Source organism: Streptomyces sp. NPDC104381, from assembly GCF_055583745.1.
This window is the reverse complement of sequence record NZ_JBVJNK010000008.1, coordinates 397894-409455: the sequence shown is the minus strand read 5'-3', so window position 1 is coordinate 409455 and position 11562 is coordinate 397894. Positions and strand designations below refer to the sequence as shown.

At 73.3% G+C, this 11562-nt stretch carries 13 protein-coding genes; 7 read left to right on the top strand and 6 right to left on the bottom strand.

Going from position 1 to position 11562, the window contains the following annotated elements; genetic code table 11:
- Nucleotides 1-22 precede the first annotated feature (22 nt).
- Together ACZ607_RS28590 and ACZ607_RS28585 are read left to right on the top strand one after the other, a co-directional pair.
- On the top strand, nucleotides 23-1417 hold the full coding sequence (locus ACZ607_RS28590; protein ID WP_469739156.1) for an aldehyde dehydrogenase family protein: 1395 nt from the start codon (nucleotides 23-25) through the stop codon (nucleotides 1415-1417).
- Between the two features lie 31 nt (nucleotides 1418-1448).
- Nucleotides 1449-2528: a Zn-dependent alcohol dehydrogenase gene (locus tag ACZ607_RS28585; protein ID WP_469739154.1), complete on the top strand. Its 1080-nt coding sequence runs from the start codon at nucleotides 1449-1451 to the stop codon at nucleotides 2526-2528.
- A gap of 50 nt (nucleotides 2529-2578) precedes the next feature.
- Here the strand turns inward: ACZ607_RS28585 and ACZ607_RS28580 are convergent, their stop codons facing one another.
- From ACZ607_RS28580 to ACZ607_RS28565, 4 genes are all read right to left on the bottom strand, one after another.
- Nucleotides 2579-3568, bottom strand: a complete 990-nt coding sequence (locus tag ACZ607_RS28580) for an Acg family FMN-binding oxidoreductase (RefSeq protein WP_469739152.1) — start codon at nucleotides 3566-3568, stop codon at nucleotides 2579-2581.
- Nucleotides 3569-3715: 147 nt separating this feature from the next.
- The gene (locus ACZ607_RS28575) at nucleotides 3716-4708 is read right to left on the bottom strand and encodes a DMT family transporter (protein WP_469739150.1); all 993 of its coding nucleotides are present in this window, start codon (nucleotides 4706-4708) and stop codon (nucleotides 3716-3718) included.
- 44 nt (nucleotides 4709-4752) lie between these two features.
- Nucleotides 4753-5478, bottom strand: a complete 726-nt coding sequence (locus ACZ607_RS28570; protein ID WP_469739148.1) for an ArsR/SmtB family transcription factor — start codon at nucleotides 5476-5478, stop codon at nucleotides 4753-4755.
- A gap of 14 nt (nucleotides 5479-5492) precedes the next feature.
- Nucleotides 5493-6167, bottom strand: coding sequence for a TetR/AcrR family transcriptional regulator (locus ACZ607_RS28565; RefSeq protein WP_469739146.1), 675 nt, complete (start codon nucleotides 6165-6167; stop codon nucleotides 5493-5495).
- A 65-nt stretch (nucleotides 6168-6232) separates the two neighbouring features.
- On the opposite strand from ACZ607_RS28565, the gene ACZ607_RS28560 reads away from it, so the two are divergent.
- The 4 genes from ACZ607_RS28560 (at nucleotide 6233) to ACZ607_RS28545 (ending at nucleotide 9580) form a co-directional block, all read left to right on the top strand.
- Complete coding sequence (locus ACZ607_RS28560; RefSeq protein ID WP_469739143.1) at nucleotides 6233-7384, top strand: acyl-CoA dehydrogenase family protein; 1152 nt, start codon at nucleotides 6233-6235, stop codon at nucleotides 7382-7384.
- 86 nt (nucleotides 7385-7470) lie between these two features.
- The gene (locus tag ACZ607_RS28555; protein WP_469739141.1) at nucleotides 7471-8484 is read left to right on the top strand and encodes a hypothetical protein; all 1014 of its coding nucleotides are present in this window, start codon (nucleotides 7471-7473) and stop codon (nucleotides 8482-8484) included.
- A gap of 92 nt (nucleotides 8485-8576) precedes the next feature.
- On the top strand, nucleotides 8577-8867 hold the full coding sequence (locus tag ACZ607_RS28550) for a YiaA/YiaB family inner membrane protein (protein WP_382706229.1): 291 nt from the start codon (nucleotides 8577-8579) through the stop codon (nucleotides 8865-8867).
- Nucleotides 8868-8950: 83 nt separating this feature from the next.
- Nucleotides 8951-9580 (top strand): TetR/AcrR family transcriptional regulator, encoded by a 630-nt coding sequence (locus ACZ607_RS28545; protein ID WP_469739139.1) that lies wholly within the window; start codon nucleotides 8951-8953, stop codon nucleotides 9578-9580.
- A gap of 75 nt (nucleotides 9581-9655) precedes the next feature.
- On the opposite strand, the gene ACZ607_RS28540 is transcribed toward ACZ607_RS28545, so the two are convergent.
- Nucleotides 9656-10117 (bottom strand): MaoC family dehydratase, encoded by a 462-nt coding sequence (locus ACZ607_RS28540; protein WP_124279564.1) that lies wholly within the window; start codon nucleotides 10115-10117, stop codon nucleotides 9656-9658.
- Nucleotides 10118-10273: 156 nt separating this feature from the next.
- Here ACZ607_RS28540 and soxR point away from each other — a divergent pair, with 156 nt between their 5' ends.
- Nucleotides 10274-10747, top strand: coding sequence for a redox-sensitive transcriptional activator SoxR (soxR, locus tag ACZ607_RS28535; RefSeq protein ID WP_469739137.1), 474 nt, complete (start codon nucleotides 10274-10276; stop codon nucleotides 10745-10747).
- Nucleotides 10748-10829: 82 nt separating this feature from the next.
- On the opposite strand, the gene ACZ607_RS28530 is transcribed toward soxR, so the two are convergent.
- Nucleotides 10830-11441, bottom strand: coding sequence for a hypothetical protein (locus tag ACZ607_RS28530; RefSeq protein WP_469739135.1), 612 nt, complete (start codon nucleotides 11439-11441; stop codon nucleotides 10830-10832).
- Nucleotides 11442-11562 lie beyond the last annotated feature (121 nt).

Sequence of the window (11562 nt, the reverse complement as noted above, 5' to 3'; positions counted from 1 at the left end):
AGCGAGCCCGGGAGGGACAGCCATGAAGGCGCATGACGGGATGTACATCGGCGGGGAGTGGCGGCCCGCCGCCGGCAGGGACACGATCGCGGTCGTGAACCCGGCGGACGAGCAGGTCATCGGCCATGTCCCGGCGGGCACCGCCGAGGACGTCGACGCCGCGGTACGCGCCGCACGCGCCGCCTTCCCCGGCTGGGCGGCCACCCCGCCCGCCGAGCGCGCCGCGAGGATCACCGCGCTGCGCGACGTACTCGCCGCCCGCAAGGAGGAGATCGCCGCGACCGTCACCGCCGAGCTCGGCTCGCCGCTGCCGCTGTCCCAGGCGGTGCACGCGGGCGTACCGGTGCTGGTCGCCGGCTCGTACGCCGAACTGGCCGCCTCGTACGCCTTCGAGGAGAAGCTCGGCAACTCGACCGTCCTGCTGGAGCCGGTCGGCGTCGTCGGCGCGATCACGCCCTGGAACTACCCGCTGCACCAGATCGTCGCCAAGGTCGCCCCCGCGCTGGCCGCGGGCTGCACCGTCGTCCTCAAGCCCGCCGAGGACACTCCGCTCACCGCCCAGCTCTTCGCCGAGGCCACCGAGGAGGCGGGCCTGCCGGCCGGCGTCTTCAACCTGGTCACCGGCATCGGGGCGGTCGCCGGACAGGCGCTCGCCGAGCACGACGACGTCGACCTGGTCTCCTTCACCGGCTCCACGGCCGTCGGCCGGCAGATCGGGGCCACCGCCGGAGCGGCCGTCAAGCGCGTCGCGCTGGAGCTCGGCGGCAAGTCCGCCAACGTCATCCTGCCCGGCGCCGACCTCGCGAAGGCCGTCAACGTCGGCGTGGCCAACGTGATGTCCAACTCCGGCCAGACGTGCAGCGCCTGGACCCGGATGCTGGTCGACGCCGAGCGGTACGAGGAGGCCGTGAGCCTCGCCGCCACGGCGGTGGCCAAGTACGTACCCGGCGAGCGGGTCGGCCCCCTCGTCAACGCCAAGCAGCAGGCCCGGGTGCGGGGTTACATCGAGAAGGGCGTCGAGGAGGGCGCCCGCCTCGTCGCGGGAGGCCCCGAGGCCCCCAAGGACCAGGGCTACTACGTCAGCCCCACCGTCTTCGCCGACGTCACCCCCGGCATGACCATCGCCCAGGAGGAGATCTTCGGCCCGGTGCTCTCGATCCTGCGGTACGAGGACGTGGACGACGCCCTGCGCATCGCCAACGACACCGTCTACGGGCTGGCCGGCGCCGTGTGGGGCGCCGACGACGAGGAGGCCGTGGCCTTCGCCCGCCGCATGGACACCGGACAGGTCGACATCAACGGCGGACGCTTCAACCCCCTGGCGCCCTTCGGCGGTTACAAGCAGTCGGGCGTGGGGCGCGAGCTCGGCCCGCACGGGCTCTCCGAGTACCTCCAGACCAAGTCCCTCCAGTTCTGATCCCCACGCCGATCCACCGAGGAGTCTGTTCGTGGTCCGCGCCGCCGTACTGCCCGCCGTCGGAGCTCCCCTGGAGATCACCGACATCGCACTCCCGGAGCCCGGCCCCGGCCAGGTGAGCGTCAGCCTCGCCGCCGCCGGTGTCTGCCACTCCGACCTGTCCCTGTCCAACGGCACCATGCGGTTGCCGGTCCCCGCGGTCCTGGGCCACGAGGGCGCCGGCACGGTGCTCTCCGTCGGCGAGGGCGTCACCCACGTCGCCCCGGGCGACCCGGTCGTCCTCAACTGGGCGCCGTCCTGCGGGGCCTGCTTCCACTGCGGGATCGGCGAGGTCTGGCTCTGCGCCGACGCGCTCAAGGGCGCGGCGAACGTCCACGCCCGTACGGCCGACGGCACCGAGCTCCACCCGGGACTGAACGTCGCGGCCTTCGCCCAGGAGACCGTCGTCGCCGCGAACTGCGTGCTGCCCGCCCCGGCCGGCATCCCGCTCGACGACGCGGCGCTGCTCGGCTGCGCGGTCCTCACCGGCTACGGGGCGGTCCACCACTCCGCGCGGGTGCGTGAGGGCGAGAGCGTCGTCGTGTTCGGGATCGGCGGGGTCGGCCTCGCCGTCCTCCAGTCCGCCCGCATCGCCGGGGCGTCGAGGATCATCGCCGTGGACGTGTCACCCGAGAAGGAGGAGCTCGCCCGCCGGGCCGGCGCCACCGACTACGTCGTCGCCTCCGACACCACACCCCGCGCCGTACGCAAGCTCACCGGCGGCCAGGGCGCGGACGTCGCCGTGGAGTGCGTGGGCCGCCCCGCCACGATCCGCGGGGCCTGGGAGTCGACCCGCCGCGGCGGCCGGACCACCGTCGTCGGCATCGGCGGCAAGGACCAGCAGGTGACCTTCAACGCCCTGGAGATCTTCCACTGGGGCCGCTCCCTCACCGGCTGCGTCTACGGGAACAGCGACCCGGCCCGCGACCTGCCGGTGCTCGCCGAGCACATCCGCGCCGGACGGTTCGACCTCTCCATGATGGTCACGGAGAGGATCGCGCTGGACGGCATCCCGGAGGCCTTCGACCACATGATCGCGGGCAAGGGCGGCCGCGCGCTGGTCGTCTTCTGACCGTACCGGCGGTGCGGGGGAGGCGGCCGCCCCCCCCGGCACCCATGACATCAGTCCCCTGCGGGGCGTACGACCTCGCTCAGCGGCCGGCGCGGCGGCACCGGGGGCTGCTCCGTCGGGTATCCCATGCGGAGCACCATCTGCGGATGCCCGTGATGTGCGGCGCCGGCGGCCACGTCCGGGCGCAGGGCGGCGTCCTCCAAGGGCTGGTTGGCGAACGACGCGGCGACGCCGTGCCCGGTGGCCTCCAGGAGAAGCCTCTGCAGCGCCTGGCCCGCCGCGATCCAGGAGGCAGGTCCGTCGTCCGCCGTCTCCAGGACGGCCAGGTCGGGACGCGGCTCGAAGGCCGCGCTGCCGCGTCCGGGTACGTCGAGCCCCTCCGCCATGTCGCGCACGGGCGGGTCGTCGGGAAGTTCGCGGCGGGGCACGGGGCCGAGGTTCCCGGCGGGGAGCGCCGGACCTCCGGCGCCCGGTGTGAGCCGGGCGTCCCGGTCGTCGCGTACCGACTCGTCCTCGGTCCACGTCGCCAGCCGTATCGACGTCAGCATCCGCTGGTACTCCGGCTCGCCCTCCAGGAGACGGAGGGTGGCCCCCTCGTGCCCCGCGGCATCGTGCAGCAGGGCCAGAACGCCCGCGGGGATGCCCTCGGGGCGGAAGGGATACCGGTTCGTACGGCGGCTGTCCACCCAGCGGTACAGCTCGTCCAGCGCCGGGTCCGGGGCCTCGCCGGTCACGGTGACCCGCGCGACGAGCAGCGGATCGGCCGCGTCGGGCAGGACCGACACCCTCGACCCGTGACCCAGCCGGGCGAGCGCGACCCGGGCGTTGAACACCGCCGCCCCGCACGACAGACGCACGTCCCGCGCGGCCGACGCCGTCGGCAGGGAGGCGTCGTCCGCATCGGCGCGCACCTCCAGTCCGGCGTCGGCGAAGGTGAACGACCACGGCTGCGTGTTGAACACGGACGGAGCGGCAGCCGCGGCGGCCGCCACGACCAGCTGTTCCGACGTGTTGAGCGGGGCGTGGACGGTGTGCTGCATGACTGGGTGACCTCTCCCGCGTGTTCGGCCGTGCGACGGGGCGTCCGCACGGTGTGACGTATCTCCCAGCGTGCGGCCCCGGAGCACGAACCGTGAGAGACCTGTGTCACACGTGGGCGGGACTTCCGTCCCTTCCGGCGCCGCTCCTCACGGCCGGTCGGGAGCCGGCCGCGCGGTTCGGGCAGGGGAATCCCCGGCCGCAGGGTCACCCGAGGCGCCGGGGACCGGCGCGCGGCGCGAGCGGGTCCGGGAGACCGCGACCCCCGCCAGGCAGAGCAGCCCGCCCCCGACGGTGAGCAGCGCCGGCACCTCGCCGAGCAGCAGCCAGGACATCAGCACCACCAGCGCGGGCACCGCGTACGTCGTCGCGCCCATCCGTCCCGCCGTCGTCCGGGCCAGGGCGTACGCCCAGGTGGTGAAGGCCAGCGCCGTCGGGAACACCCCGAGATAGACCATGTTCAGAGTGGCGGAGACAGGGGCGTCAGCGGCTTCGGAGACCAGGACGCCGGTGAACGGCAGGCAGGCGACCGTACCGATCAGACAGCCGAACGTGGTGATCTGCAGCGGGGACCCGTGCCGCAGCGCGGGCTTCTGGACGACCACCCCGCCCGCGTACGCCAGCGCGGCCAGCAGGCACAGGAGTACGCCGAGCACCGAGGAGCTCCCGTGGCCCGACATGGAGAGCCCCACGACGACGGCCCCCGCGAAGGAGACCGCCATGCCCGTCAGGAGGCGGCGGGGGAGTCCCTCACCGAGCAGCCGGGCGCCGAGCAGCGCCATCAGGATCGGTCCCACGTTCACGATCATGGCCGCCGTGCCCGCGTCGACCTGCTGCTCACCCCAGTTGAGCACCACCATGTACAGACCGAACCAGAGCAGCCCGGAGCCGATGACGCCCGGCCACGCGGCCCGGGACGGCAGGCCCTCGCGGCGTACGAGCAGGATCGCGCCGAGCGTCAGCGTGCCCGCGAGGAGCCGGCCCAGGGCCAGCGCCCCCGGTGAGTACGCCTCGCCCGCGCTGCGGATGGAGACGAAGGCGGAGGCCCAGAGGAGGACCGTGGTGCACGCGGCGGCCGGGGCGCGCCAGTCGCGTCGGGAGGCGGACGGCGCGGACGGGCGCGCTGTCGGTGTCGTCGTCATGGCCCCGACGGTAGGCCGGGAACGCTTCGGCCCCCACCGAATTGTCAGCCCGCCGCGAGCGACGCCGGCTCGATGCCCAGATGCTCCGACAGGGCACGCTCCCCGGCGGGGGTCGCCCGCACCGCCCGCCCCGTCCCGACCCGCTCGCACCAGCCCGCGTCCAGCGCATGACGGCACAGCGCCGCCCCCGAGACACCGGCCAGGTGCTGGCGCCGCTCGGTCCAGTCCAGGCAGCCGCGCGCCAGCGGCCGCCGGGAGGCGGTGCCCAGCGGGATGCCCAGCGCCCCGAACCAGTCGAGGCCGGCCTCGGTCAGCGCGAAACCGGTGTCCTGCCGCAGGAGCCCGCGCTCGGTCATCGCGTCGGTGATGCGGATGCCGAGGAGCCCGGCGAGATGGTCGTAGCACGTACGTCCCCGGGTCAGCGCGTGCTGGAGGCTCGACTCGCGCAGGGTGCGCGGGGGCGTACGGACCCCCGGCTGGGCGTGGGCGGCCAGCTCCTCGACCAGCTGCGCGATCCGCCCGTCGGCGAGCCGCAGATAGCGGTGGCGGCCCTGGCGCTCCTCGGTCAGCAGGCCGCCGGCCACCAGCTTCCCCAGGTGCTCGCTGGCCGTCGAGGGGGCCACCCCCGCGCCCCGGGCCAGCTCGCCCGCCGTCCAGGCCCGGCCGTCGAGCAGGGCCAGGCAGAAGGAGGCGCGGGTCTCGTCGGCGAGCAGGGCCGCCAGCGCGGCGAGCCGCGGCGCGGCCGGATCGTGCGGTGTCGTACGGGCCATGGGTCCAGGATGCGTCAGGCGCCGTTCGGCGCGGGCCGAACCGTCCGTCCGGCGGTCGTCTGCTCGTACTGGAGGGCGAGGCCGTCCAGCAGCGCGCGCAGCCCGGTCCCGAAGGCGCCCTCGTCCACCTGCTGACGGCGGTCGGCCAGCAGGTGCGCCTGGCCGAGGTGGGGATAGTCGGCGGGGTCGTACGCCGTCTCGTCGTCCACGAAACCGCGGGCGAAGGAGCCGAGCGCCGAACCGGTGATGAAGTAGCGCATCAGCGCGCCGATGTAGGTCGCCTGCGCGGGCGGCCAGCCGGCCCGGACCATCGCCCCGAAGACCGCGTCGGCGACCCGCAGACCGGCCGGACGGCGGCCGGGGCCCTGGGCGAGCACCGGGACGATGTGCGGGTGCGCGGCGAGCGCGGCCCGGTAGGAGAGGGCCCAGTCGTGCAGGGCGGCGGACCAGTCGCGGGGGTCGGACTCCTCGAACATCGACAGATCGACCTGCGCGGAGACGGCGTCGGCGACCGCGTCGAGGATCTCGTCCTTGTTCCGGAAGTGGTTGTAGAGCGAGGGCCCGCTGACCCCCAGCTCGGCGGCGAGCCGGCGGGTCGAGACGGCCTCCAGCCCTTCGGCGTCGACGAGCGCGCTCGCCGCCTCGACGATGCGGTCTCTGCTGAGGAGGGGCTTGCGCGGTCGGGCCATGCGGCACATAGTAGGGCCTGCAAGCGTTAAACTAGCAGTGCTAATTAAAAGTGGGGTGTCACAGGATGAACCTGGAGCTGAGCGAGGAGCAGGACGCCGTCCGGCAGCTCGCCGAGGACTTCGTCGCACGGGAGATCACCCCGCACGTCGTCGAGTGGGACCGTGCCGAGAGTGTCGACAAGTCGATCGTGAAGAAGCTGGGCGCCCTCGGCTTCCTCGGGCTGACGATCCCGGAGGAGTACGGCGGCTCGGGCGGCGACCACCTCGCGTACTGCCTGGTGACCGAGGAGCTCGGCCGCGGTGACTCCTCGGTGCGCGGCATCGTCTCCGTCTCGCTCGGCCTGGTCGCCAAGACCATCGCGTCCTGGGGCAGCGAGGAGCAGAAGCGGCAGTGGCTGCCGAGGCTCACCGCGGGCGAGGCGATCGGCTGCTTCGGCCTCACCGAGCCGGGCACCGGCTCCGACGCCGGCAACCTGACGACCAAGGCCGTGCGCGACGGCGACGACTACGTCATCAACGGCTCCAAGATGTTCATCACCAACGGCACCTGGGCCGATGTCGTCCTGCTGTTCGCCCGCACGAACGACACCCCGGGGCACCGTGGCATCTCCGCCTTCCTGGTCCCGGCCGACACCCCCGGCCTGACCCGGCGCACCGTCCACGGCAAGCTCGGGCTGCGCGGCCAGGCCACCGCCGAACTGGTGCTGGAGGACGTCCGCGTCCCCGCGTCCACCCTGATGGGCCCCGAGGGCAAGGGCTTCTCCATCGCCATGTCCGCCCTGGCCAAGGGCCGGATGTCGGTCGCGGCGGGCTGCGTCGGGATCGCGCAGGCCGCTCTGGACGCCGCCGTGCGCTACGCGGGGGAGCGCGAGCAGTTCGGCAAGTCCATCGCGAGCTACCAGCTCGTCCAGGAGCTCATCAGCGACATCTCCGTGGACGTGGATGCCGCCCGCATGCTGACCTGGCGCGTCGCCGACCTCATCGACCGCGGCCAGGACTTCGCCACCGCGGCGTCCACGGCGAAGCTCTTCGCCTCCGAGGCGGCGGTCCGCGCCGCGAACAACGCCCTCCAGGTGTTCGGCGGTTACGGCTACATCGACGAGTACCCCGTCGGCAAGCTCGTCAGGGACGCCCGTGTGATGACCCTGTACGAGGGCACCAGCCAGATCCAGAAGCTGATCATCGGCCGGGCGCTGACGGGCGTCTCCGCCTTCTGACCTGCCCGGCAGGGAGGCGGCACCGGCCGCGTACCCCTCTGGTAGCGTCCTCGACCGGATCTTGACGGGGGACGCGAGGGGGAAGCGTGGCCGGACGGCGTGTGAAGGCGGCAGGGGGAGCGCTCGTCCTGGCGCTCGTGGCCGGCGGGCTGCTCTGGGGGTTCGGCTCCCCGGACGACGGCCCCGGCGAGGTCCCGGCCGACACCTGCCGGGGAGCCCTGGCGGCCGAGGAGGCCGGGACGTTCTTCGGCGGCGCCGAGCTGGAGTTCGCCGGCCACACCGCGGAATGGGTGGGCCAGGACACCGAGTTCTGCGCGGCCTGGGCCCGGGGCCAGAAGCCCGGCGGCGTACAGCTCAAGCTGAACATACGTCCGGCGGCGGCCCACCGGGCCAGCGGTGCGGCGGAGAACGCCTCGGCGACGCCGATCGGATTCGGCTGGAACGGCTCCTTCGCCGCCTCGCGCCAGGCGGAGGCCGGGGTGCTCGTCGACTGCGCGGCGCTGCCCGGTGACGGCCTTCTCGTGCTGGCCGAGGCGGACCAGGACATCGAGGAACTCACCGACGCCCAGGTGCTCCAGGTGGCCCGGTTCGCCACCGAGTCGGCCCGCCGCGCGGCGAAGCGCTTCGACTGCGAGGGGGAGCTGGGGCAGCGCCCCTCGGCCGTCGACCGTACGCCCTGGAGGACCCGCCCCGTCGCGGAGGCGGAGGGCACCTGCCGCGACGTCGTCCGCCCGCGGGACGCGGACCGGCTGCGGCTCACGACGGTCTCGGAGAAGCCCGCCGGGCGCGCGCTCACCGAGGAGTGCTCCGTCACGCTCCCGGACGAGGACCACCATGTCCGGCTGACCGCCTACTACGGGCCCTCGGCGCAGCAGGAGAAGTACCTGGACGGCCGCTATCCCGGCAGCGTGACGGGTGCCGTCATGAAGTCCCATCTCTGCGACGGCGCCCTGTGGGTCGCGTACTTCAAGTTCGAGGAGTTCCCGAGACCGGACCGCGAGAAGGGGGTGCGCTCCACGGTCGGCCACCAGGACGCGGAGCGCCTGCTGGCGGCCTTCGCCAAGGCCTCGGGGGCCCGGCACGGGTGCCCGGCCCCCTGACGTACCGCCGGCCCGCGAACCGCCGCCGATGAGTACCGGCTGAGTACGCCGACGGATACCGGCGTGCGGCGCCGCGCCGGATGCTGTGTCCCATGAGTGAGACGACATCGGTCAAGCAGCAGAGCACCGCCGCCTTCTACGGACAGGCGGTCCTCTCCTTCGGTATCGCCCTGGGCGCGGTGGCACTCGGCATCTTCTTCCTCGACGCGGACGCCTGGGTGCGGGCCTTCCTCGCCATCGGCGTCCTCTATCTCGTCACCTCGTGCTTCACCCTCGCCAAGGTCATCAGGGACCGGCAGGAGGCGGGGCAGATCGTCAGCCGGGTCGACCAGGCCAGGCTGGAGAAGATCCTCGCCGAGCACGACCCGTTCCAGAAGCTCTGACGATCCCGCCCCCGAGCGCTCTAAGCGCTTGCTCAGGTTCGCGGTATGGTGTTCGTCCTGCCAGCGGAAAGGGGCACGTGGCGATGAGCACGGCGGAGGAGACCGACGGCGACAGCACGCCGTGGAGCGAGGTCACGCCCGAGGCGGCGAGGCGGCTGCTCCTCGCGGCCGTCGAGGCCTTCGCGGAGCGTGGCTACCACGCCACCACCACCCGTGACATCGCCGGCCGGGCCGGGATGAGCCCCGCCGCGCTCTACATCCACTACAAGACCAAGGAAGAGCTGCTTCACCGGATCAGCAGGATCGGCCACGACCGGGCCCTGCTCCTCCTGGAGACGGCGGCGGACCGGGGCGGCACGGCTTCCGAGCGGCTCGCCGACGCGGTCCGGTCCTTCGTCAGCTGGCACGCCGAGCGGCACACCACGGCCCGGGTCGTCCAGTACGAGCTGGAGGCCCTCGGTGAGGAGCACCGCGCCGAGATCGTCGCCCTGCGCAGGCGGAGCGACGCCGCGGTGCGCCGGATCATCGGCGACGGCGTCCGGGCCGGCGAGTTCGACGTACCGGACGTCCCCGGCACCACGCTCGCCGTGCTGTCCCTCTGCATCGACGTGGCGCGCTGGTTCAACGCCCAGGGCAGCAGGACGCCCGAGGAGGTCGGCGACCTCTACGCGGACCTCGTCCTGCGCATGGTGGGCGCCGCCCCGGAGCGGTGACGCCGGGGGCCGCCCCGCCGGGCGGTGCAGCCGGGCCCCGTGGGCCCGGCCACCCGCACGCGCGCCCCGGAGGGATCAGAAGTAGTAGCGCGACACCGACTCCGCGACGCACGCCGGCTTGTCGCCGCCCTCGCGCTCGATGGTGACGAGCGCCGTCACCTGTACTCCGCCGCCCGCCTCCTCGACGTCCTTGAGCACGGCCGTGGCGCGCAGCCGCGAGCCCACCGGGACGGTCGAGGGGAAACGGACCTTGTTGGTCCCGTAGTTGATGCCCATCTTCACGTTCTCGACCTGGAGGATCTGGGGGACGAGCACCGGCAGCAGCGACAGCGTGAGATACCCGTGCGCGATGGTCGTGCCGAAGGGGCCCGCCGCCGCGCGCTCCGGGTCCACGTGGATCCACTGGTGGTCGCCCGTGGCCTCGGCGAACTGGTCGATCCTCTTCTGGTCGATCTCCAGCCAATCGCTGTGACCGAGCTCCTGGCCCACCCCGTCCCGCAGCTCCTGTGCGGACGTGAAGATCTTCGGCTCTGCCATGTTCGTGGTCCCTGTCTTCCGGCGGTCGGTCGCCCCCGGGGGCGATGTCTAAGCGCTTGCTCAGCATGGTTGGGCCGCGCGTCCCTGTCAACGACGGACCGGCCGGGTTTTCGAAGCGGCGGCAGCGGCCGAGGTGCGGCCACTAGGGTTGGGGGAGTGCCACAGATCCCGCAGACATGCCAAGAACTCACCGTCGGCCAGCTCTCCGCCCGTAGCGGAGCCGCGGTGTCCGCCCTGCACTTCTACGAGACCAAGGGCCTGATCAGCAGCACCCGCACCAGCGGCAACCAGCGCCGCTACACCAGGGACGCGCTGCGCCGGGTGGCGTTCGTCCGGGCGGCACAGCGGGTGGGCATCCCGCTCGCCACCATCCGGGAGGCGCTCGCCGAACTGCCGGAGGAGCGCACACCGAACCGCGACGACTGGGCCAGGCTCTCCCGGGCGTGGCGCTCCGAGCTGGACGAGCGCATCAAGCAGCTGGGGCGGCTCCGCGACCACCTCACCGACTGCATCGGCTGCGGATGCCTGTCGCTGGAGACCTGCGTGCTGTCCAACCCGGACGACGTGGCCGGCGACCGGATGGCCGGATCGCGGCTCATGCCCGAGCGAGGAGCCGGGAGCCGCTCCTGAGCGCACCCCGGCCCCGGCGTGTCCCCTCGACGCGCGCCCCTCGGCGCACCCCGGCCCCGGCGGGTCCCCTCGACGCGCGCCCTCAGGCCGCCGACGCCAGGGCCCTCGTCCGTGCTCTTCTCGCCTCGGCCAGCGCCTTCGCCGTCAGGACGGGCCGGGGGACCACGATGCCGCAGCCGGTGCAGACCGGCCCGGTCCACGGTTCACGGTCCAGGTCCTGCCGCCAGATGATGCCGGTCCCCGCGCAGACCGGGCACGCCCTGCCGGGCTTCGCGCCCAGGGCGGCGATCAGCCGTCCCAGTACCTCGGCCAGGGGTGCGCCGGGGTGGACCTCCGGGTCCTCGCAGTGCGCGATCCCGTTCCCGCCCCAGGTCCGCCGGTGCCAGTCGTCGAATGTGCCGGGCCGCCGCAGCCCGTCGTGCTTCTCACGGCGCCGCCGTTCGGCGAACCCCGCCTCGTAGGCGAGCCAGACGGCCCGCGCCTCCTCCAGTTCCTCCAGCGCGCGGATCAGCCGCGCCGGGTCGGGGGCCCGGTCCTCGGGCTCGATCCCGTGCCGGGCGCACAGATGATCCCAGGTCGCCCGGTGCCCGTACGGGGCGAATCTCTCCAGGCATTTGCGCAGCGAATACCGCCGCAAGGCCAGATCGCCCCGTGGATCGCGGACCTGTCTCGCAAGACTCCGGAAACCGGCCATGGCACTGCCACCTCCGTCGCTCGTACTTCGGCGTCAAGGGATGGACGTACGACTGCCCGATTCGGCTCCATCCAAGGGTGAAAAACGTCCACGGATCGAGACGGCCCCTGTGAGACGGCGT